This window comes from Bradyrhizobium sp. USDA 4341, from assembly GCF_054063755.1.
On sequence record NZ_JBSSGO010000002.1, the window covers coordinates 713,951 to 736,144 of the forward strand.

General features: G+C 64.6%; 20 protein-coding genes and 1 pseudogene. 3 read left to right on the top strand and 18 right to left on the bottom strand.

Annotated elements, in window-relative coordinates:
• Window positions 1-56: 56 nt before the first annotated feature.
• Genes lpxB through lpxA form a run of 3 tightly spaced genes read right to left on the bottom strand, consistent with a single transcriptional unit; the run spans window position 57 to window position 2,906 of the window.
• A complete protein-coding gene (lpxB, locus tag ACVIGB_RS09080) occupies window positions 57-1,238 on the bottom strand; it encodes a lipid-A-disaccharide synthase (RefSeq protein WP_456725210.1) in 1,182 nt (393 codons plus the stop codon).
• Window positions 1,235-2,092, bottom strand: a complete 858-nt coding sequence (locus ACVIGB_RS09085) for an LpxI family protein (RefSeq protein ID WP_456722920.1) — start codon at window positions 2,090-2,092, stop codon at window positions 1,235-1,237. The genes lpxB and ACVIGB_RS09085 overlap by 4 nt, the downstream gene beginning before the upstream one ends.
• A 19-nt stretch (window positions 2,093-2,111) precedes the next feature.
• A complete protein-coding gene (gene lpxA / locus ACVIGB_RS09090; RefSeq protein ID WP_456722919.1) occupies window positions 2,112-2,906 on the bottom strand; it encodes an acyl-ACP--UDP-N-acetylglucosamine O-acyltransferase in 795 nt (264 codons plus the stop codon).
• Between the two features lie 138 nt (window positions 2,907-3,044).
• Between lpxA and ACVIGB_RS09095 the strand changes: the two genes are divergently transcribed.
• Entirely contained in the window at window positions 3,045-3,368 is a 324-nt protein-coding gene (locus ACVIGB_RS09095; protein WP_456722918.1) for a KTSC domain-containing protein, read from the top strand.
• A 21-nt stretch (window positions 3,369-3,389) separates the two neighbouring features.
• On the opposite strand, the gene fabZ is transcribed toward ACVIGB_RS09095, so the two are convergent.
• From fabZ to ACVIGB_RS09170, 15 genes and pseudogenes are all read right to left on the bottom strand, one after another.
• Window positions 3,390-3,848, bottom strand: a complete 459-nt coding sequence (gene fabZ / locus ACVIGB_RS09100; protein ID WP_016841580.1) for a 3-hydroxyacyl-ACP dehydratase FabZ — start codon at window positions 3,846-3,848, stop codon at window positions 3,390-3,392.
• A complete protein-coding gene (gene lpxD, locus ACVIGB_RS09105; RefSeq protein ID WP_092114606.1) occupies window positions 3,848-4,909 on the bottom strand; it encodes a UDP-3-O-(3-hydroxymyristoyl)glucosamine N-acyltransferase in 1,062 nt (353 codons plus the stop codon). Before lpxD ends, fabZ begins: the two co-directional genes overlap by 1 nt.
• A 32-nt stretch (window positions 4,910-4,941) precedes the next feature.
• Window positions 4,942-7,486 (bottom strand): annotated as a pseudogene (gene bamA / locus ACVIGB_RS09110) (outer membrane protein assembly factor BamA).
• Window positions 7,487-7,663: 177 nt separating this feature from the next.
• Entirely contained in the window at window positions 7,664-8,815 is a 1,152-nt protein-coding gene (gene rseP, locus ACVIGB_RS09115) for an RIP metalloprotease RseP (protein ID WP_092114608.1), read from the bottom strand.
• 44 nt (window positions 8,816-8,859) lie between these two features.
• The gene (gene dxr, locus ACVIGB_RS09120) at window positions 8,860-10,086 is read right to left on the bottom strand and encodes a 1-deoxy-D-xylulose-5-phosphate reductoisomerase (protein ID WP_456722916.1); all 1,227 of its coding nucleotides are present in this window, start codon (window positions 10,084-10,086) and stop codon (window positions 8,860-8,862) included.
• 4 nt (window positions 10,087-10,090) lie between these two features.
• A complete protein-coding gene (locus tag ACVIGB_RS09125; RefSeq protein WP_456722915.1) occupies window positions 10,091-10,963 on the bottom strand; it encodes a phosphatidate cytidylyltransferase in 873 nt (290 codons plus the stop codon).
• Window positions 10,960-11,718: an isoprenyl transferase gene (locus ACVIGB_RS09130; RefSeq protein ID WP_456722914.1), complete on the bottom strand. Its 759-nt coding sequence runs from the start codon at window positions 11,716-11,718 to the stop codon at window positions 10,960-10,962. Before ACVIGB_RS09130 ends, ACVIGB_RS09125 begins: the two co-directional genes overlap by 4 nt.
• A gap of 21 nt (window positions 11,719-11,739) precedes the next feature.
• Window positions 11,740-12,303: a ribosome recycling factor gene (frr, locus tag ACVIGB_RS09135; RefSeq protein ID WP_028334007.1), complete on the bottom strand. Its 564-nt coding sequence runs from the start codon at window positions 12,301-12,303 to the stop codon at window positions 11,740-11,742.
• A gap of 52 nt (window positions 12,304-12,355) precedes the next feature.
• On the bottom strand, window positions 12,356-13,072 hold the full coding sequence (gene pyrH / locus ACVIGB_RS09140; RefSeq protein WP_092114611.1) for a UMP kinase: 717 nt from the start codon (window positions 13,070-13,072) through the stop codon (window positions 12,356-12,358).
• 70 nt (window positions 13,073-13,142) lie between these two features.
• Window positions 13,143-14,066, bottom strand: a complete 924-nt coding sequence (gene tsf, locus ACVIGB_RS09145) for a translation elongation factor Ts (protein ID WP_456722913.1) — start codon at window positions 14,064-14,066, stop codon at window positions 13,143-13,145.
• Window positions 14,067-14,194: 128 nt separating this feature from the next.
• Window positions 14,195-15,187, bottom strand: a complete 993-nt coding sequence (locus tag ACVIGB_RS09150) for a 30S ribosomal protein S2 (protein WP_092114613.1) — start codon at window positions 15,185-15,187, stop codon at window positions 14,195-14,197.
• Window positions 15,188-15,447: 260 nt separating this feature from the next.
• Window positions 15,448-15,975: a DUF2846 domain-containing protein gene (locus ACVIGB_RS09155; protein ID WP_456722912.1), complete on the bottom strand. Its 528-nt coding sequence runs from the start codon at window positions 15,973-15,975 to the stop codon at window positions 15,448-15,450.
• Between the two features lie 110 nt (window positions 15,976-16,085).
• Window positions 16,086-19,610, bottom strand: coding sequence for a DNA polymerase III subunit alpha (dnaE, locus tag ACVIGB_RS09160; RefSeq protein WP_456722911.1), 3,525 nt, complete (start codon window positions 19,608-19,610; stop codon window positions 16,086-16,088).
• Window positions 19,611-20,124: 514 nt separating this feature from the next.
• Window positions 20,125-20,262 (bottom strand): hypothetical protein, encoded by a 138-nt coding sequence (locus ACVIGB_RS09165; protein WP_171947601.1) that lies wholly within the window; start codon window positions 20,260-20,262, stop codon window positions 20,125-20,127.
• A gap of 175 nt (window positions 20,263-20,437) precedes the next feature.
• Window positions 20,438-21,172, bottom strand: a complete 735-nt coding sequence (locus ACVIGB_RS09170; RefSeq protein ID WP_092114616.1) for an outer membrane protein — start codon at window positions 21,170-21,172, stop codon at window positions 20,438-20,440.
• 294 nt (window positions 21,173-21,466) lie between these two features.
• Here ACVIGB_RS09170 and ACVIGB_RS09175 point away from each other — a divergent pair, with 294 nt between their 5' ends.
• Window positions 21,467-21,763, top strand: coding sequence for a DUF3551 domain-containing protein (locus ACVIGB_RS09175; protein WP_244549464.1), 297 nt, complete (start codon window positions 21,467-21,469; stop codon window positions 21,761-21,763).
• Window positions 21,764-21,878: 115 nt separating this feature from the next.
• Entirely contained in the window at window positions 21,879-22,160 is a 282-nt protein-coding gene (locus tag ACVIGB_RS09180) for a DUF3551 domain-containing protein (RefSeq protein WP_456722910.1), read from the top strand.
• The last annotated feature ends 34 nt before the right edge of the window (window positions 22,161-22,194 follow it).

The following is a 22,194-nucleotide window of genomic DNA, read 5'->3' on the forward strand; positions in this document are numbered from 1 at the left end:
AACAGACCACTACGGGTCAAACCAAGCCCCCCACTGACGACACGTTGAGCGAATGACTAGGTCGAACTCCGGTCCATCTCCGCCAGCACGATGTCAGCGGCGCGGACGCTTGGCGGCTGGTCGCCGGTCGACATCTTCCCGTCCATCGTCGCGAACGCCACGAGCTGCCGCAGACGGTCGGGCGAATCCGCGAGTACATCGCCCAGCGCGCGCGCGAGCTTGTCCGGCGTGCAGTCCTCCTGCAGGAACTCGGGAATGATGTCGCTGCCGATCACGAGATTGGCGAGGATCACCGACGACACCCGGATCGCACGGCGCAGGATGAATGCCTCGGCGGCACCGACGCGATAGGCCGTCACCATCGGGATGCCTGATAGCGCGAGCTCCAGCGTCACCGTGCCCGACTTTGCGAGCGCCGCGCGGGCCACGCGGAACGCGGCGCGCTTCTCGATTTCGCCGACCGCGAGCCGCGGCGCCACGGGCCACGACGCGACGCCTTCGCGCACCATGGCCTCGAGATGCGGCATGGTGGGAAGCACGAGCTCGAACGGGGTTTGCTTGTTGAGCTGGCCGAGCGCCGCGCCGAACAGCGCCAGATGATGCCTGATCTCACTGCGCCGGCTTCCGGGCAGAACCAGCAGGACCGGCGGCTGCGCATCGCGCCGCTTCTGTTCCTCCTCGTTCGGCCGCAGCGAAGTGAGCTGCTCGGTGAGGGGATGCCCGACATAGCTGCATGGCGGTCCCTGCAGCCTGCGATACTCCTCCGGTTCGAACGGCAGCAGCGCGAGCACGTGATCGACATAGCCTCGCATCGCGCGCGCCCGGCCCGGCCGCCACGCCCAGACCGATGGCGACACATAGTCGACGATCGCAATGTTCGGGTTGCGCGCACGGACGCGGCGGGCGACGCGGTGGGTGAAGTCGGGGCTGTCGATGATGACAAGCATGTCAGGGGCATCGGCAAGCACGGCATCGGCAGTGCGCCGGATCAATTGCAGGATCTTCGGCAATTGCTTCACGACGGCGGCAAAGCCGATGATCGAGAGCTCCTCGATCGGAAACAGGGGATCGATGCCCTCGCCCGTCATCTCCCGGCCACCGACGCCGGAAAACTGCACGGCATCGCCGAGGCGCTGGCGCAGCACCTTCATCAGTGCCGCGCCGAGGCGGTCACCGGACTCCTCGGTCGCGACGAGGAAGATCTTGCGGCGGCTGCTGGGACTGCGCGCCTGCATCAGCCCGCCAGTCCGATGACAAACAGCCCTTTGGCGTCGGCGGCCTCGATCAGCGCCTGCGGATCGGCGGCAAGCGTGTTGCCGGCGATCACGGCGATCCCGGCGATGCCCGCCGCGGCCGCGCCCTCGACCGTGCGTGGACCGATGGTCGGCAGATCGAAGCGGAGATCCTGCTTGCTCTTCGGCGCCTTCACCAGCACGCCGCGGCCGGCATTGGCGCGGATGCGGCCGTCGGCGCGCAGCCGCGCCACCCGCGCCAACAGCCCATCGGTGCCTTCGATGTCTTCGACCGCAACCACGTGACCGTCGATCACCACAGCGGCCTGACCGATGTCGAACGGTCCAAGCGCATCGAGCACGCCGCGTCCGCGCGCGATGTCGGCGAGCGCGCTCGAGTCCGGCGTCGTGCGTGTCACGGCGCCCTCAGGCATCAGGAGATCGGGCGCGACATCCTTGATTCCGACCATGCGAAATCCCTGCTGCTCGAGGATGCGGCCGACGCTCGACAACAAATGATCGTCGCCGCCGCGGAACGCACGCACGACATGGCCGAGCAGACGCAGCGTACCCCAGTCGAGCCGGATCTCCGACAACGCGGGACGCACCAGGGTGCCGATGAAGATCAGGTCGCGGCATCCTTCGTCGCGGAACAGCCGGGTCGCGCGTCCGAGCTGGCCGACCGAGATCCAGCGGTGACGAAACCGCTGCGCGCGCGCCGGATCGCAGGCACCGCGCAGCGCGAACAGCACCGGCGTGATGCCGCGCGCGGTGAGCTGATCGGCAACCGCGAACGGCATGGCGCCGCCGCCGGCGATCACGCCGACGGGCGAGGAAAGCGAGGAAGCCGCTGACGTCATGCTGGCGGCCATCCCCTGCTCAGTTGGTATCGGCGGGAAGACAGAGCGGGCGGAGCTTGCCGCCCTCGATGAAGGCGAGGATTTCCGCGATCGCAGGATCCTCACCCGCCAGCGGCTGCACCGAAGCCAGCCGCTCGGCGAAGATGCCGGGACCGTGGAACAGTTTTTGATAGAACGCGCGCACCGTCGCCAGTCGCGCCTTGGTGAACTGGCGACGCCGCATGCCGATGATGTTGAGCCCTTCGAGCACCGCGTATTGACCGTTGGCTAACCCGAACGGGATGATGTCGCCGCGCACGCCGCAGACGCCGCCGATCATCACCTGCGAGCCGACGCGGGTGAACTGGTGCACCGCCGACAGGCCGCCGATATAGACGAAGTCGCCGATCTCGCAGTGGCCGCCGAGCGTCGCTGACGTCGCGAAGATCACGCCGTTGCCGACCATGCAGTCATGGCCGACATGGCTGTTGTTCATGAAGAAGCCGCGATCGCCGACGCGGGTGAGCCCGCCGCCCTTGACCGTGCCGACATTCATCGTCACGGCTTCGCGGATCGTACAGGCCTCGCCGACTTCGAGACGGGTCGGCTCGCCGCGATAGCTGAGATCCTGCGGCGGCCCGCCGAGCGCGGCAAACGGCGAGATGATGCAACCGGCGCCGATCTTCGTGTGCCCGCTGATCGTGACATGCGCGATCAGCTTGCAGTTCTCGCCCAGCACGACGTTGGGGCCGATGATGCAGTACGGACCGATCTCGGTGCCGGCCCCGATCACAGCGCCATCCGCAATCCGCGCAGTGGGGTCGATCATGCTCATGTCGTTACGGTCCGGAATTCGTGAGTGGCGCCAAGGAGCTATGCTTTCGGTTTCGGCGGTCGTTAGCGCGACTTTGCCCGCCCTGTCCAGTGACGTATGATGACGACCTGTTGCAAACGAGAAGGTCGCAACCAATCCATGGTCCGGGCCGCCGCACTGATCCTCAGCCTGTTCTCCGCGCCGATCGGGCCGGAGACCGTCGATCTCGGCAACAGCACGAGTGTCGATCTCTCGACCTTCGACTGCCGCGACATCAACCGCAGCACGATCGTCCAGCGGGTCTGCTACAGCGCGGGCGAACGCACGCTGCTGGTCGCGGTCAGGGGCAGCTACCAGCATTATTGCGGCGTGCCTGAAGAAACCTACGATTCGCTGATGATCGCACCATCGATGGGCATCTTCCTCAACCGCGTCCTGCGGATCGCCGGCGCGGACGGCCGATATGCTTGCAGGAGGTCGTGACCTCGGCGACTTGAAACTGCTTTAGTCCGTCAGCATCGCGCCGACATCGGCCTCGGCGACAACCTGACCGTTGACCTTGGCGTCACCGTGAAACCACCACATCGTCTTGCGGCGGCCGAGCGAGCGCATGTGGTACTCGATGGTGTCGCCGGGCATCACCGGCTTCCTGAACTTGCACTTGTCGATGGTGAGGAAATACACCGCGCGCGGCTTCTCGGTGCCCTCGACCGACTTGATGCCGATCACGCCGGCGGTCTGGGCCATCGCCTCGATCATCATCACGCCCGGGTACACCGGGCGATCCGGGAAATGCCCCTGGAACGGCGGCTCGTTGAAAGTGACGTTCTTAATGCCGATACCGCTGTAGTCGGTGCGGATCTTGATCACGCGGTCGATCAGCAACATCGGAAAGCGATGCGGGAGCGTCTTCAGGATATCGTTGATATCCACGAGCTCGAATTTGACCGGTGCCTCCTCCATCACTCCTGTTCCTTGCCTTTGGCTTCGTTGTCGCGCACCAGGCGCTCCACCGCGATAATTTCCCTGAACCACTGCTTGGTCGGCTTGGCGAAATGCCCGCCCCAGCGACCATTGGCCGGAATGTCGTCCTTGACCGCGCTCATCGCCGTCACCTGGGCGCCGTCGCCGATCTTGAGGTGGTTGTTGATGCCCACCTTGGCGCCGAGCGCGACATTGTCGCCGATCGTCAGACTGCCCGCGAGCCCGATCTGGGCCGCGAGCAGGCAGTGCCGGCCGATGGTCACATTGTGGCCGATCTGGACCTGGTTGTCGATTTTGGTGCCCTCGCCGATCACGGTGTCGCGCAGGGAACCGCGGTCGATGGTCGAGGCAGCGCCGACCTCGACATTGTTCTGGATCACCACGCGGCCGGTCTGCGGCACCTTCACGTGCCCTGCCGGCCCGAAGAAGATGAAGCCGTAGCCGTCCTGGCCGATATTGCAGGCCGGGTGGATCAGCACGTTGTTGCCGATCAGCGCGAACTGAATGGTGGTCTTGGCGCCGACATTGCAGTCGCGGCCGATCTTGACGTCGGCGCCGATCACCGCGCCGGCGCCGATGATGGTGCCGGAGCCGATCTCGACCCGCGGGCCGATCACGACCAGCGGATCGACGATGACGCCGTCCTCGAGGCGCGCGGTGGGATCGATGATCGCCGACGGGGCGATGCCCTCGGTCCCGAACCAGGATTGCGGCCGCAGCGCATCGGCGTGCCATTCGCGGGCGAGCTCGACGAACACCTGGAACGGCTTCGCAGCGCGCAGCACCGCCGTGCCCTTCGGCACCTGCGCCTCGAAACGCGGGCTGACCAGGCAGGCGCCGGCCTTGGTCGCGGCCAGCTGGTCGGCGTATTTGAGATTGTCGAAAAACGCGAGATGCATCGGACCGGCCTCGTCGAGCGAGGCCAGCCCCCTGATCTGAAGCGCGCCCCTTTCGGGGTCGACCAGTTGCGCCTTCGTCAGCGCGGCAATTTCAGCCAGCGATGACGAAGGAGGACTCTTGAAGAAGATCGGCTGCGCCATTCCATCCGTCGCAGTCCGGTCGAGCAGCGGTGTTAGAAAGTCGTACCGCCGCCAAACCGGAATTCTTGCACGCGGTCATACGCACCCTTGGTCAGCGGTACAGCGTAGTCGAAGCGCAGCGGACCAAACGGCGACTGCCAGATCAGGCCGACACCGACCGAGGTACGGACAACCTTGCTGTCGTCAAAACTAAGGCCAAGGCAGGTACCCGGAGACGGCGGGTTGTTCGTCGGCTTCACGCAGCCAGGCGTGTTGACTTCGCCTGTCGCCACCCACGACTGCGGCCCCTGGTAGTCGTACAGGCCGCCGGCGTCGGCATAGACCGCGCCCTTGAGCCCGACTTCCTTCGGCAGGAACCAGAACGGCATCTGCAGTTCCGCCGACACGCCCCAGTACTTAGTGCCGCCGATGGCGTCCATGGTGCCGTACGGGTTGATGTCACGCGGACCGATGCCGTTAGGCGCGAAGCCGCGGACCAGGTTCGGGCCCATCTGGAAGTGATCCAGCATGCGCAGATCCTGGGTGCCGAGCTTGTTCAGGATGCCGCCCTGGGCGTGGATCACGCCGACGATGTCCGACACCAGCGGGGTGTAGTACTTCGCGTCGATCGCGCTCTTGATGTAGCTGACGTCGCCGCCGACGCGCGGCGAAGTCCTGCTTGAAGTCGATGATCAGACCGTCAGTCGGGTTCTTGTTGTTGTCGAGCGTGTTGTAGTTGAGCGTGTAGCCCAGCGCCGAGGTCAGGGTCTTGCCACCCGCCAGCTCCTTGCGGACCGGCAGCGAGGCTTCGCCATCGCTGTAGCAGCCGAGACCGTTGGTCGACACCAGGCTGATCCCGTTCAGGTTCGCATAGGCCGGGCTCGGATTGAACGCAGGATTGGGCGTTACACCGTCAGCCAGGAAGGGATTGTTGTTACAGTTGTTGAGCGTCGACGGCAGCGTGATTTCCTGCTGATAGATCGAGTAGCGCAGCTGCAGCGACAGATCTTCCCGCAGGCTGAAGCCGAGGCGCGGGCTGAAGCCGAGCGTCTTGGTGCCGTAGGCGATGTAGCTGTTGGACAGCTGCTGGCGCTGGTAGAAATCGAGGCCGAGCGCGACGCGATAGTCGAGCAGGTAGGGTTCGACGAACGACAGCGAGTAGCCGCGGGCATACTGGCCGTAGGTCACCGACGCCTTGGCGAACAGGCCGCGGCCGAGCAGGTTGCGCTCGGAGACGCTGACTTCAGCCAGCGCGCCGTCGGTGGTCGAATAGCCGCCCGACACCGAGAAGTCGCCGGTCGACTTCTCCTCGAGATCGACGATCAGGATGACGCGATCGCTGGAGGACCCGGGTTCGGTGGTGATCTTCACCGTCTTGAAGAAGTCGAGGTTCTTCAGCCGGCGCTCGGCGCGGTCGACCAGCGCACGGTTGTAGGCGTCGCCTTCCGAGATATCGAATTCGCGGCGGATCACGTAGTCGCGCGTGCGGCTGTTGCCGCGGATGTTGATGCGCTCGATATAGGTGCGCGGACCTTCATCGATCGCGAAGGTGATCGACACCGTGTGATTGTCGAAATTGCGATCGCCGCGCGGACGGACCACCGCGAACGCGTAGCCGCGGCGCGACGCCTCGATCTGCATCTCCTCGACCGACTTCTCCAGCGCCTCGGCGTTGTAGAGCGAGCCGATATTGACGCGCGAGAACGAGCGCAGCGCGTTCGGATCGAGCGTTGCGATCGACGACGTATAGTTGACGGCCGCGACGCGGTACTGCTGGCCCTCTTCGATCTTGAAGGTAACCAGGAAGCCCTTCTTGTCGGGATCGTATTCGGTCAGCGCGGCCACGACCTGAACGTCGGCGTAGCCGTTCTTGAGGTAGAAGCGGCGCAGCAGGTCACGGTCGGCCTCGACCCGGTCGGGGTCGTAGACGTCGTTGCCGCCGAGGAAGCTCAACAGGTTTGATTCGCGGGTCTTGATGACGTCGCGCAGGCGGGACGCCGAGTAGGCATTGTTGCCCATGAACTCGATCGACCGCACACCGGTCTTCACGCCTTCATTGACCTCGAAGATCAGGTCGACGCGGTTGTTCGGCTGCTCGATGATCTGCGGATTGACCCGCACGTCGTAGCGGCCCGAACGGCGGTAGATTTCGGCGATGCGCAGGGCATCCGACTGTACCATCGGGCGCGAGAAGGTGCCGCGCGGCTTGGACTGGACTTCGGCGGTGAGCTGCTCGTCCTTGACCTTCTTGTTGCCTTCGAAGGCAACGCGGCCAATCACCGGGTTCTCGACCACGACCACGACGAGGCGCCCGCCCCGCTGATCGATATGGACGTCCTGGAACAGGCCGGTCTCGATCAGCGCTTTCAGGCCGTCGTCGATCTGGGCCTGGCCCAGCCGACCGCCCGGTCCGGGATGGAAATAGGAACGGATGGTTTCGAGCTCGACGCGGCGGTTCCCCTCCACCGTGATCGAATCGACCGTCTGCGCAAGCGCAGGCGCAGAGACAGCAACGGCCGCCAAGGTGGCCGCCACCGGCGCGGCGAACATGACCAAGGCGGCGAACAGCCCCCCCCTCACTCGCATTCCAAACATCATGCGCAACGCGCCCTTATCTTTCGCAATGCCGGACCGTTCCCCAACGACCCGACAGATTCCCAACCTGCCGCTCAGCTTGTAGCCAACTTTGCCAAGGGGGCAAACTTACTACAGCTGAACATTTCCATTTTCATACCAAGACGTTGCCCATTGGCAACGCCACAGAAAAGCCCCGTTTCAGGACCCAGCGATTCTGAGGATGTCGTTGTACGTCGCAAACACCATCAGCATCAGAACCAAACCCAGCCCGATTCGGAAACCCACCTCCTGCGTCCGCTCTGAAAGCGGGCGTCCACGAAGCGCTTCCGCACTGTAGAACAGGAGGTGTCCGCCATCCAAAAGCGGAATCGGGAACAGATTCAACAGCCCGATCGAGACCGAGAGGATGGCGCAAAGATTGACAACGAACTGGAACCCGGCGCTCGCGGCCTGACCCGACAGCTTCGCGATTCCGATGACCCCGCTCACCTCGGCCGGATTGCCGGTCCCGACGAACAGCGACCCCAGGAACTTGAAGGTGCTCGAAATAATGTACCAAACCTGCTCGACACCGATCTTCATGGCTTCAAAGACGCCGACCGGAGCGCTGGATGCTTCGCCGACCTGAGCCTTGTGCTCGATTCCGAGCACGCCGATTCGGTGGGCATTGCCGAAGGGGTCCTTGACCTCCTTCAGCGCCGGTGTCGCCTTCAGCGCAACGACCGCGCCGTCCCGCTTCACTTTGAAGCCAAGCTCTGAACCTGCGTTCGAAGCTACGATCCGCTGCATGTCGGCGAAGCTCTGGATCGCGCTGCCGTCGATATCGACGACGACATCACCGACCTTGAAGCCCGCGTTCGCAGCGACGCTCTCGGCGACCAGGCCATCGACCCGGGCGATCGTGCTGGGCTTGCCGTAATAGAGCGCCATACCCGCGAAAATCAGGGCGCCGAGGATGAAGTTCGCCACCGGACCGGCCGCGACGATCGCGGTGCGCTTGCCGACCGACTTGTGATGGAAGCTGCCTTCGCGCTCCTCTGCCGTCATGGCGGCAAGCGTCTCCGTCGACGGCGTCGACGCCTCGCTGTCGTCGCCGAAGAACTTGACGTAACCGCCAAGCGGAATCGCGGAGATCTTCCAGCGTGTGCCATGCCGGTCGTTGAAGCCGGCAAGCTCCGGCCCGAACCCCAGCGAGAACGTCAGGACCTTCACGCCGGCCCAGCGCGCAACCAGGAAATGGCCGAGCTCGTGAAAGAAAACAACGATGGTCAGGACGAAGAGAAAGGGAACGATATAACCGAGGAGCCCATGGCTCAACGCATTGATACTATGAAGAAAATACTCGGGCATTCGAATTCCCCTCGACAAGAGCCATAGGCTCCGTCCCCAACCCTCTAGGTTGCCTTTAAGGCAATTTGAGGCAATAGGGCGGCAGCTTTATTTCGCGCGATATGGTCAACGGAAATCGCATCATCCGCCGAATTCAGTGGTGGCCGATTCCCCGACCTGATCCAATCGTTCATCGTCGCCTCGACCAGCCGGGCGATCGCGCCGAACTTGATCTTGCCGGCGATAAACGCCGCGACCGCGATCTCGTTCGAAGCGTTGTAGACCGTCGTCGCGCCATTGCCGAGCCGCAGCGCCTCGTAAGCGAGCCGCAGCCCCGGGAAGCGCTGGAAGTCCGGCGCCTCGAAGGTGAGCTGTCCGATCTTGGCGAGATCGAGCTTGGCGGACGGGCCGACGATCCGGTCCGGCCAGCCGAGGCAATGCGCGATCGGGATCCGCATGTCGGGCGTGCCGAGCTGGGCCATCACGGAGCGATCGGAGAACTCGACCATGCCGTGGATGATCGACTGCGGGTGCACCAGCACGTCGATCTCGTCGGGCGCCAAAGCGAACAGGTAGGACGCCTCGATCACCTCGAGGCCCTTGTTCATCATCGAGGCGGAATCGATCGTGATCTTCTGCCCCATGCTCCAGTTGGGATGCTTGAGCGCCTGTTCCAGCGTCGCCTGCTCGATGTCGGCGGGAGCCCAGGTGCGGAACGGCCCGCCGGACGCCGTGATGATCACCCGCGTCAGTTCCTCGCGATTGCCGGATGCCAGCGCCTGGAACAGCGCATTATGCTCGGAGTCCGCCGGCAGGATGCAGGCGCCGGCCTTCTTGGCCCGCTCCATGAAGATGTCACCGGCGCAGACCAGGCACTCCTTGTTGGCGAGCGCAACGGTTGCGCCGCGATCGACCGCGGCCAGCGCCGGCTTCAATCCGGCAGCGCCGCTGACCGCGGCCATCACCCAATCCGCCGGCCGCGCGGCCGCCTCGATGATCGCGCTCTCCCCGGCTCCGCATTCGATCCGGGTTCCGGCCAGCGCGTCCTTCAATTCGGAAAGCCGCGCCGGATCGGCAATCGCAGCGAACCGCGCGCCGAACTCCTTGGCGAGCTTGGCCAGTCCCTCGACATTGCTGTTCGCGGTCAGCGCCTCGACCCGGTAACGGTCGCGCGCGCCACGCAGCAGATCCATCGTGCTGTCGCCGATCGAGCCGGTGGCACCGAGGACGGTCACGGACCGCGCTGCGGATGCCGCCGCGGCCTTGTTGTTACGCAACGGAACTGCGCTCATCTCATCACCAAACCATAAGACCGCGTCCGACGCCATCGGCGCCACCACGGAGAAAGCCGAAAATCGCCGCCACAATGACGGCCGCGACAAATCCGTCCAGGCGATCCAAGAGGCCGCCATGGCCGGGAATGATGTGGCTCGAATCCTTCACCCCGAACCGCCGCTTCACAGCGGATTCGAAGAGATCGCCAAGTTGCGAGACCACCGACAAAACGGCGCCGAGCATCAGCAGCGGCCCGGCTGTGCCGATCTCGAAGGCGGCAAAGCAGGCCGCAACCAACAGGCTCGCGACGAAACCACCGGCCGCGCCAGCCCATGTCTTCTTGGGGCTGACCCGCACCCAAAGCTTCGGTCCACCGATGCTGCGGCCCGCGAAATAGCCGCCGATGTCGGTGACCCACACGATCAGCAACACGAACATCAGCGCGGCAAAGCCCTTCGCCGTATCGAGACGCAGCAGCACCGATGCGATCTCGGCGGCCGCAGCATAGAGCAATCCCGCGACGGCCCAGTTGCGCCGCACGCCCGAGGTCAGCGCCACGACAACCGCACCGACGGCGAGCACCACCAGCGCCGCATCGATGCGGCCGGCGATCAGGCAAAGTCCGGCGAGCAGCAGCGCGACAACACCGGACACCATGACGCGGAGCTCGCGTCCGAGCCCGGTGACCATGAGCCATTCCGCGAACAACCCAACCGCAACCAGCGTCACCAGCAGCGACCATGCGATGCCACCCAGATAGGCCAGCGCGATCGCAACCGGCGCCAGCACCAGCGCCGCAACCACGCGTATCGCGAAGTTGCGCGACCCCTGCTCGCTTGCTGCCGCCGGCGACTGCTCGCTTGCTGCCGCCGGTGCGGCTTCGCCCTCGCTCACGAGCCGGTTTTCGCGGCGAGGCCGCCGAACCGGCGCTCACGCTTGCCGTATTCCGCAATCGCGCCTTCGAGCGCCGCCTTGTCGAAATCCGGCCAGTGAATCGGCACGAACACGAGCTCGCTATAGGCGGCCTGCCACATCAGGAAGTTCGACAGCCGCTGTTCGCCGCTGGTGCGGATGATCAGATCGGGGTCCGGAATGTCGGGCGCATCGAGATATTGCCCGAGCGTATCGGCATCAATGGAGTCGGCGTCGCGCTTGCCTTCGGCGACCTCGCGCGCGAGGCGCCGCGCGGCGGCAGCGATCTCCGCCCGCGAGCCGTAATTGAAGGCGACCACAAGGTTGAGCTTGACGTTATTCCGCGTCAGCTCCTCGGCCTCGTTGAGCAGCGCGCAGATGTCGGGATCGAGCCCGGCGCGCTCGCCGATCACGCGCACCCGCACGCCGTCACGATGCAGCGTCGCCAGATCGTTGCGGATGAAGCGGCGCAGCAGGCCGAACAGATCGCCGATCTCGCTGGCCGGCCGCGACCAGTTTTCCGAGCTGAACGAAAAGATCGTGAGATAGGCGATGCCGAGTTCATGGGCCGCACGCACCACGCGGCGCAGCGCCTCGACGCCGCGGCGATGGCCCTCGACGCGCGGCAGGCCGCGCGAGGCGGCCCAGCGCCCGTTGCCGTCCATGATGATCGCCACATGCAACGGGCTGCCGGAGCGATCCGGTCCGTCAGTTGCTGGGGCGGCGGCGTTCGACATCTGCTCTTTCCCGTAGCGCCTTCAGACCGTCAGGATTTCCTTTTCCTTGGCGGCGAGCAGCTGATCGACTTCGGCGATCACGCCGTCGGTCGCCTTCTGCACTTCGTTCGACAGGCGCTCCTGATCGTCCTCGGAGATCTCGTGATTCTTCTCGAGCTTCTTGATCACGTCGAGGCCGTCGCGGCGCACGTGGCGTACCGCGACCTTGGCCGCTTCCGCGTATTTGTGCGCGACCTTGACCAGCTCCTTGCGGCGCTCCTCGTTGAGTTCGGGAATCCGCAGGCGCAGCACCTGTCCTTCGGTTGCCGGCGAAAGGCCGAGGTTGGAGTCGACGATCGCCTTCTCCACGGCCTTCACCATCGTCTTGTCCCAGACCTGCACCGAGAGCAGCCGCGGCTCGGGCACGCTGATGGTCGCAACCTGGTTGAGCGGCATATGCGAGCCGTAAGCCTCGACCTGGACCGGCTCCAGCATGGAGGCTGCGGCGCGGCCGGTACGCAGACCGCCGAGCTCGTGCTTGAGCGATTGTGTGGCGCCCTGCATGCGGCGCTTCACGTCGTTGATGTCAAAACCAGCTGCGGCCATGACGCTTCTCCCTTTACTAGAAACCGGCTGTCGACGCCCGGAGGCGCGGCGATCAGCCGGCGACGACCGTGCCGTGTCCGGTACCGCGCAGAATCGCACCGATCGAACCGGGCTCCGCGATCGAGAACACGATGATAGGCAGCGACGTCTCGCGGGCAAGTGCGAAAGCGGTCGCGTCCATGACCTTGTAGCCGCCCTCGATCGCCTGCGAATGGGTCAGGCGGTCGAAGCGCTTGGCTTTGGGGTCCTTCTTCGGATCGGCGCTGTAGACGCCGTCAACATTGGTGGCTTTCAGCACCGCCTCTGCACCGATCTCGGCCGCGCGCAGCACGGCGGTGGTATCGGTGGTGAAGAACGGGTTGCCGGTTCCGCCGCCGAGCAGGACGATGCGTCCCTCGGCGAGATATTTGTGCGTCGCACTACGGGTGAACAGCTCGGAAATCTCCGGCATCACGAATGCCGACAAGGTCCGCGCCGGGGTCCCCTTGCGCTCGATCGCCGCCTCGAGCGCGAGGCAGTTCATCATGGTGGCAAGCATGCCCATGGTGTCGCCGGTCGGCCGCGACACGCCGCGCGAGGACACCTCGACGCCGCGTACGATGTTGCCGCCGCCGATCACGACCGCGACTTCGACACCGAGCTTGCGGGCCGCGATCAGGTCGTCGGCCACACGGTCGACTGTCGGTTGATCGATACCGAACCCGTGGGAGCCGGCCAGATATTCGCCGGACAGCTTGATCACCACGCGACGATAGATCGGCTCAGCCATGATGCGATCGCTTTCTCATCCCGCGCAGGCAGGCCTCCGGCGCGCGCGCCGGACGCCTTGGTGTCAGCGGTTACTTCTTGCCGCTGGCGGCAGCGACTTCGGCGGCGAAGTCGCTTTCCTGCTTCTCGATTCCCTCACCGAGAGCATAGTTCACAAAGCCAGCGATTTTGATCGGCCCGCCGACCTTACCCTCAGCTTCCTTCACCGCCTGGGCAACGGACTTGCCGCTGTCGTGGATAAAGGCCTGATCGAGCAGGCAGACTTCCTTGTAGTAGGTCTTCAGGCCGGAATCGACGATCTTCTCGATGACGTTCTCAGGCTTGCCCTGCTGGCGGTACTTGTCGGCCAGTACGTCCTTCTCGCGCTTGACGGTCTCCGGATCGAGCCCGGCCGGATCGAGCGCCAGCGGCTTCGCCGCCGCGACGTGCATGGCGAGCTGGCGGCCGAGCACTGCGAGTTCGTCGGTCTTGCCGGTGGACTCCAGCGCCACGATCACGCCGATCTTGCCGGCGCCTTCGACGACGGCGTTGTGGACGTAGCTCGACACCACGCCCTTGCTCACCTCGAGCGAGGCGGCGCGGCGTAGCGTCATGTTCTCGCCGATGGTCGCGATGGCGTCGGAGATCGCGGTCTCGACGGTGACGTCGCCGACCTTGGCCGCCTTGATCGTCTCGACATCGGCACCGTTATGCAGCGCGACCTGGGCGATCATCTTGACCAGGCCCTGGAACTGCTCGTTGCGCGCAACGAAGTCGGTCTCGGAATTGACCTCGACCAGCACGCCCTTGGTGCCGGAGGTCAGCGCGCCGATCAGGCCCTCGGCGGCCACGCGGCCGGCCTTCTTGGCGGCCTTGGACAGGCCCTTCTTGCGCAGCCAATCCTGCGCGGCCTGCATGTCGCCGTTGTTCTCGGTCAGCGCTGCCTTGCAATCCATCATGCCCGCGCCGGTCGATTCGCGGAGATCCTTGACCATCGCTGCTGTGATCGTTGCCATCGTTCAATGTCCTTCTTGCCTGTACAGAAACCGCGGCGCCCGATGGCGCCGCTGTCAGCGACAGGGAAATCGTTGTTCGTGGAATAGAAGCGGCGGCCGGGGCGAGACCCGGCCACGCCGCGTAACCTTTATTCCGCTTCGGCGAGCGTCTTGGCCTGGGCGACCCAGGCATCGGCACGGCTCGGCAGACCGACTTCTTCGCCGATCTTGTGCGCGGTGTCGTGGTCGAGCTCGGCGAGCTGCCAGTAGTGGAAGATGCCGAGGTCGTTGAGCTTCTTCTCGATGGTACCGGACACGCCGGTGAGCTTCTTGAGATTGTCGGCGGTGCCGCGCGGACCAGCGAGGCCCTGGAAGCCGGACGGCGCAGCCGCCGGGAGCTCTTCCTGCACGGGCGCAGCCGACGCACCGATATCGATTCCGGAATCGCCCTGCGCACGCGAGATGCCGTCGATGGCGGCGCGCGCCACGAGATCGCAATACAGCGAGATCGCGCGGCCGGCGTCGTCATTGCCCGGCACCACATAGGTGATGCCCTTGGGGTCCGAATTGGTGTCGACGATCGCAGCGACCGGGATGTTGAGCCGCTGGGCTTCCTGGATCGCGATGTCTTCCTTGTTGGTGTCGATCACGAAGATCATGTCGGGAAGACCGCCCATGTCCTTGATGCCGCCGAGCGAACGGTCGAGCTTGTCGCGCTCGCGCTGCAGCGTCAGCCGCTCCTTCTTGGTGTAGGAGCTGGCTTCGCCCGACGACAGCACGTCGTCGAGATGACGCAGCCGCTTGATCGAGGCCGAGATCGTCTTCCAGTTGGTCAGCGTGCCGCCGAGCCAGCGCGAGTTGACGAAATACTGGGCCGAACGCTTGGCCGCATCGGCAACGCCGTCCTGGGCCGAGCGCTTAGTGCCGACGAACAGGATGCGGCCGCCCTTGGCGACGGTATCGCTGACCGCCTGCAAGGCACGGTGCAGCATCGGCACGGTCTGCGCGAGGTCGATGATGTGGATGTTGTTGCGGGCGCCGAAGATGTAATCCTGCATCTTCGGGTTCCAGCGGTGGGACTGATGGCCAAAGTGAACGCCAGCTTCCAAGAGCTGACGCATGTTGAATTCGGGCAGCGACATAGATCTAGTTCTCCGGTTGGTTCCTCCGGAAACGTGTGAGCAAACGAGCCTGAATGGCCCGGTTGCCACCGGACGGCCTTTGAGAGCCATGTTTCCGTGTGAGATGGCGCGGTATATAGCGCGATTTGCGCCAGAAGCAAGGAAATACGGCCGGTTACGCCGGCCGGACGGGCCCTTTGAACCCCGAAACTGATCCGTTTTGGCCCAAAATGGCCCGGTATGGCCGGCCAAGGCCCCGCCAAGATCCCGCCGGGCGATCCCTATTGCGCCAATTGTAGCTCCGCCAGCGTCGTACGCGCGGTCGCCTCGTCCAGCGCTACGAAATCGGCCGGTCCCGGATTGGCGGCGTTCGCGGTCGCAGCCGACGCGACGAAGCCACCGACCAAACCTCCCACCATCGACACGCCGGTGACGGAGTCGTGGCGCTCGCTCGATCTCAACAGAAAGAAATAGGTGCGGCCCGGCTCGGTTGCGAAGTTGAAGGTGGTGTCGCCGGGAAACATCACTTCGCTCGCGACCAGTTGATGACGGCCGGCGGGGCGATCGGCGAACGCGTAGGTCCCGAATGCGACCTTGCCGATCGGCTCGCCATCAAGCTTCAAGTCGCAGGCGCAAAACGCCATGCTCAGACCCTTGCGTTTCTCCTGGAGCACGACGACGCGGGAATGTCCCGGCTTCGGTGGCCCGAACTTCTGCGAGATCGCCGCATAGTCGGTGCCGACACCATCGCTCACGCAGCCCGACACCATCAACACACCGGCCAGCAAGGCCGCGTAACGTCCAAACATCCCGTCCCCGAAATTCCCAGCAGGCGCGACCATAGAAAGAAGCACGGTGTGGTTGCAATAGTGCTCAAGCCGAATCCATTGTTTTTCCGCAGCGTCGCCGGGATCGTCGTCTACAGCGTCTGCACGTCGACCACGCCCGCGACCGCCTTGATTGCGCCGGCGATCTGCGGCGAGACCTTGTAGCGGCCGGGCAGCTTCATCTCGACCTCGGTCTCGAGGTCCAGCATCATCACCAGCGAGACGTCGCCATCGGCGCCAGCCGCGGGTGGCGGCGCGGAAGCCGGCTTCGCCGCTGGTGCCTTTGCGGAAGCGCCCGGGGCGGGCGCGGCGTCCGGCATGTTGAGCCGGCGCGCGATCGAATCCAGCGGCTTGGTGTCACGCACGAAGATCCGCAGGCCCTTTTGCGTCTTGGCCGCGGCGTGATCCAGCGGCTCGGCGTGCAGCACCCTCGCCCGCACGTCCTCGCCCTGCAGTTCGGCGCCGAGCTGCAGCAGCACCGCCGCGCCGGGCTCGAGCACGTCGCGGTATTGTGCGAGGCCCTCGGAGAACAACACTGCCTCGAAATGGCCGGTCGGATCCGACAGGCCCATGATGCCCATCTTGTTGCCGGTCTTGGTGCGCCGCTCCATGCGCGACACCACGGTTGCCGCGACCTTGCCTGCCGTTGCGCCGGTCTTCACCGCACGGGAGAATTCCGCCCAGGATTGCACGCGCAGCCGCTTCAGCGCGGTCGCGTAGTCGTCGAGCGGATGACCCGACAGGAAGAAGCCGATCGCATCATATTCGCGCCGCAGCCGGTCCGCAGGCAGCCATGGCTCGACCTGTGGCAGCATGATGCTCGGCGCATCCGGCGCGCTGCCGAACATGTCGTTCTGGCCCGAAGTTGCCGCCTCGTGGCTGCGCTGGCAGGCGGCGAGGATCGCATCGGCGCCGGCGAAAACGCGGGCCCGATTCGGGTCCAGCGTGTCGAAGGCGCCGGCCGCCGCAAGGCTTTCGATGATCCGCTTGTTGACGGCACGCGGGCTCACCCTTGCTGCGAAATCGGCGAGCGAGGTGAAGGCGCCCTTCTTGTTGCGCTCCTCGATGATCTGCTCCACCGCCTGGATGCCGACGCCCTTCAGCGCGGCGAGCGCGTAGTAGATCGTGTTGCCGCTGACCTCGAAGGTCGGGCCGGAGCGATTGATGTTGGGCGCCTCGACCTTGATGCCGAGCCGCTGCGCCTCGGAGCGGAATTCGGAAAGCTTGTCGGTGTTGTTGAGTTCGAGCGTCATCGACGCCGCCAGGAACTCGACCGGGTAATGCGCCTTCATATAGGCGGTGTGATACGACACCAGCGCATAGGCCGCCGCGTGGCTCTTGTTGAAGCCGTAGTCGGCGAACTTGGCGAGCAGCTCGAAGATCGTCTCCGCCTGCCCCTTCGACACAGAGTTCTTCATCGCGCCGGCGACGAAGATGTCGCGCTGCTTGTCCATCTCGGCGCGGATCTTCTTGCCCATCGCGCGGCGCAGCAGGTCGGCCTGGCCGAGCGAATAGCCCGCCATCTGCTGCGCGATCTGCATCACCTGTTCCTGGTAGATGATGACGCCGAAGGTCTCCTTCAGGATCGGCTCCAGGATCGGATGCAGATATTCCGACTCCTCATCGCCGTGCTTGCGCGCGCAATAGGTCGGGATGTTCGCCATCGGGCCCGGGCGATACAACGCCACCAGCGCGATGATGTCCTCGAAGCGGTCCGGCCGCATGTCGATCAGCGCGCGCCGCATGCCCTGGCTTTCCACCTGGAACACGCCGACGACGTCGCCCCGGGCCAGCATCTGGTAACTCGGCGCATCGTCGATCGGCAGCGTTGCGAGGTCGACATGAACGTCGCGCTGCTTGAGCAGCTTGACCGCGACATCGAGCACCGTCAGCGTCTTGAGGCCGAGGAAGTCGAACTTCACGAGGCCCGCCGGCTCGACCCATTTCATGTTGAACTGGGTGACCGGCATGTCCGATTTCGGATCGCGGTACATCGGCACCAGCTCGCTCAGCGGCCGGTCGCCGATCACGATACCGGCAGCGTGGGTCGAGGCGTGGCGGGTCAGACCCTCGAGGCGCTGCGCGATGTCGAACGCACGCGCCACGACCGGATCCTCGTCGCGGAACGCCTGCAGCTTGGGCTCGCCTTCGATCGCCTGCGCCAGCGTCACGGGAGCCGCGGGGTTCTGCGGCACCAGTTTGGTCAGCTTGTCGACCTGCCCGTACGGCATCTGCAGCACGCGCCCGACGTCGCGCAGCACGCCGCGCGCCTGCAGCGTACCGAAGGTGATGATCTGCGCCACCTGGTCGCGGCCGTAGCGTTCCTGCACGTACTGGATCACCTCGCCGCGGCGGTCCTGGCAGAAGTCGATGTCGAAGTCCGGCATCGAGACGCGTTCGGGATTGAGGAAGCGCTCGAACAGCAAGGCGAAGCGCATCGGATCGAGGTCGGTGATGGTGAGCACCCAGGCGACCAGCGAGCCGGCACCGGAGCCGCGGCCCGGTCCGACCGGAATACCCTGCGCCTTGGCCCATTTGATGAAGTCCGAGACGATCAGGAAGTAGCCGGCGTATTTCATGCGGGTGATGACGTCGAGCTCGAAGGCAAGCCGCTTGCTGTAGTCCTCCTCGGTCATTCCCGGCGAGAGACCGTGCACCCGCAGGCGGTTGGCGAGGCCCTCTTCGGCCTGGCGCTTCAGCTCGGCGGCTTCGTCGGCGGCGGCATCGGAGCTGGCGGCGGCGCCGACCGTGAAGAACGGCAGGATCGGCTTGCGGGTCTTCGGCCGGAACGAGCAGCGCTCGGCGATCTCCACCGTCGAGGCCAGCGCCTCCGGAATATCGGCAAACAGCACCGCCATTTCCGCGCGGGTCTTGAAGCGGTGATCCGGGGTCAATTGCTCGCGGTTGGTCTCGGCGATCAAGTGGCCGCCGGCGATGCACAGCAGCGCATCATGCGATTCGTAGTCGTCACTGCTGGCGAAATACGGCTCGTTGGTCGCAACCAGCGGCAGGCCCTTGCTGTAGGCGAGATCGATCAGGCCGCCCTCGGTGCGGCGCTCCTTGTCGATGCCGTGGCGTTGCAATTCGATGTAGAGACGATCGCCGAACAGGCTCGCCAGGCGTTCGCAGCGGGTCGCGGCCAGTGCGGCCTGCTCGGCACGCAGCGCCAGCGCGATCGGCCCGTCGGGCCCCCCGGTCAGCGCGATCAGATCCTCGGCGTCGTCGGTGAGCCAGTCGAGCTTGATGTGCGGGGTCTGGTTGACCGGTGTCTCCAGGAACGCCCGCGAGTTCAGCCGCATCAGGCTGCGGTAGCCGCGCTCGCGGGCCGCCAGCAGCACGATTCGCGTCGGCCCCGTCGTCGCAAGGATGCTCCGCGTATTGGGGTCGACATCGCCGAAATCCACCGCCAGCTCGCAACCGACGATCGGCTGGATGCCGTAGCCGGCCATCTTGTCGGAGAATTCCAGCGCCCCGAACATGTTGTCGGTGTCGGTGAGCGCCAGCGCCGGCTGACGGTCGGCCTTGGCGAGTTCGCCGAGCTTGGCGATCTTGATCGAGCCCTTCAGCAGCGAATAGGCGGAATGAACGTGAAGATGAACGAATCCGGCATTCGGCATGGCTGCTCGGGGGTCTCTTGAACTCAGGGATGGCGCGAGTGCCCAAGCCGGAGCTCGAAAGCATCAGACCCGACTCGCATCCCCATCGTGGGGCCTCGGCCCTGCCAAGTCCACGCCGAACGCGGCGTGGCGCCAAGTCGTCCTGCTTTTCCCCAGAAGCAACCTATGCCCCTGTGCCTGCGGGCACATTTCAGAATTGGGTGATCAGCTGGGCCCAAACCGCGATCATCCCGACGAACAGCGTGATCGATGCCAGCGCTGCAGCTTCCTGCACGAAAATCTTCAACATGGCCGCTCTCCCGAACTGGAACGTATGCAGAACATTGTTCCTTTTCTGTTCTCGGAGTCAAGCGGAGGGTAGTGGGTCAGTTTGAAAGGTGACCGCGAAAGAAAGGGCTTGGTTAATCAACCGCAGCGGGGTCAATCCCCCTTCCTCTGGCGTAGGATCACGGTCGGGCGTTTTCGCCTGTGGCGATATCAATGATCCGCTTGGGGTCTCCAGGGCCCCTAGGGGTCACTTGTGCGCTTTTTTATGCGCCACGATGGTTTGGACGACGTCATCGTCATCGGCATCGAAGGCCAAGTAACCAATGACCATCCATCCGGCGCACACGCCGAAAATGACCAAGGCCGCCTTTAGCCACTGTCCCATGGGAGCAAATATGCTCCCAGCGCCGGTAATTTTCCATCCCCGCCGACCGCCACAATCAAACTGCCCCACCCCCCCCAAGCGAGCCCGGGAAATGCCGATGGTTAATCCGCGAGGCCAACAAAAAACCCCGGGCCGAAGCCCGGGGTTTTCGATGCCGCTTGGATTAAGCGAGCGATCAGTAACGCGCGATGATCGGGCCACCGAACTTGTAGTTCAGACGACCGAGGACCATGTCGGTGTCGCCACCGGTGTGGAAGCCGGTCACACCGACGCCAGCCGGGGTCACGAAGGTCGCACCGTGCGTGTCTTCGAAGATGTGGTTGTATTCGACGCCGAGCGACCAGCCCTGAGTGAAGGCGAATTCGAGGCCAACGCCGACCGTCGGGCTCCAACGGGTGTCGTAGCCGGTCGAGGACGCCAGCGCGCCGCCGGGTGCCAGGAACTGGTAGTTGCGATCGGTGACCGCAGCACCGCCCTTGGCGTACAGCAGGACGTTGTTCCAGGCGTAGCCGATCTGACCGGTGAACAGGCCGAACGCATCGGTCTTCGAGCGAACGGTGCCGCCCGGGACCAGCAGGTTGCCGGTGCTGCCGGAGAAGTCAGCCCAGTTGCCCTGAGCTTCCAGACCCCAGACCCAGCCGCCGGTCTGCCAGCGGTAGCCGACCTGGCCACCGACGGTGCCGCCGTTGGCATCGTAGCTGCCGGCTTGGCCGAAGCCGTCGACCGAACGGTTGTCGTGGCTCTGGCCCCAACCACCGTTGATACCGATGTAGAAGCCGGTCCAATCATACACAGCGGCAACCATGGGCGGCGGAGCCTTCGTGTAAGGGCGAGCCGCGAGGTCAGCCGCAGAGGCAGCGGTCGCGCTGAGCGCGAGCAGGCTGGCGGTGACAAGCAAAATCTTTTTCATTTTCCCGTTCCAACTTTTTCTACAGGCCCCCAAGGCCGCGAGACACCGTCATAGCAGCCCCCGTCGGAATTGCTGTAACTTCGCTGCAACAGGCAGGCCCAAACGACTTCGCTCAAATTTGAAGTTAATACTGCGTTACAAGCACTTCTTGGAACTTTCGCCACATAGCTGCCGCACAATCTTCACAATTCAAAACTGCGTGCGCGGCTGTGCGCAAGATCGTGTTGACCGGAACCGGCTTGTCCGATTTGGATCGTCGCTGAGATCGAATCTTCGCAGCGATAAGGAATGCACATGCGGACGATGATTCTTGCTGCTGCGGCGTCTGTGGTCACGCTCGCTACGCTTGGAACGGCGCCCTCCCATGCCGTCGGCGTGCGCTACCCGTTCTGCATCCAGGGCGACCGCTATCCAGGTCTCAGCAACTGCTCCTATCCGTCCTATGAGGCCTGCCTCGCCACCGCCTCCGGCATCGGACAGAACTGCATCGCCAACCCCTATTATGCCGGCGACAACGACCCGCGCTCCTATCTGCACGTCGCCCCGCGGGACCGCCGCGAGGGTAATTTCTTCGACCTGTTCTTCCACTGACGCCCGCCCGGCGTCGCCGCCGCGGGAATGTGAGTTGATCGCTCCCGCACGCGGGGACTGTTTGCACGGACGTTGGGCGCGAGCGTTGCCGGCGCCAGATCGATTGGAGCTTCTGATGCGAAACCTGATTCTGGCACTGTTTCCGGCGCTCTTGGCGCTGGGTACGATCGCAAGCACGCCAGCCAATGCCCAGAAATACGATTCGACCTCGCCGGTCTGCAAGACGAACTACCGATGGGGCGGCGAGGATACCGACTGCGGCTACACGTCGCTGGAGCAGTGCCGCGCCTCGGCGTCCGGCCTCGCCGCGATGTGCATCACCAATCCGTATTATGCCGGGCCGCCGATTGATCGTCGGCCGAGCCAGTCTGGCAGACGGCCTCGCCCCGCTTATTGAGGGCTCAAAAGCCCTTTCCATTCCGACCGAAGCA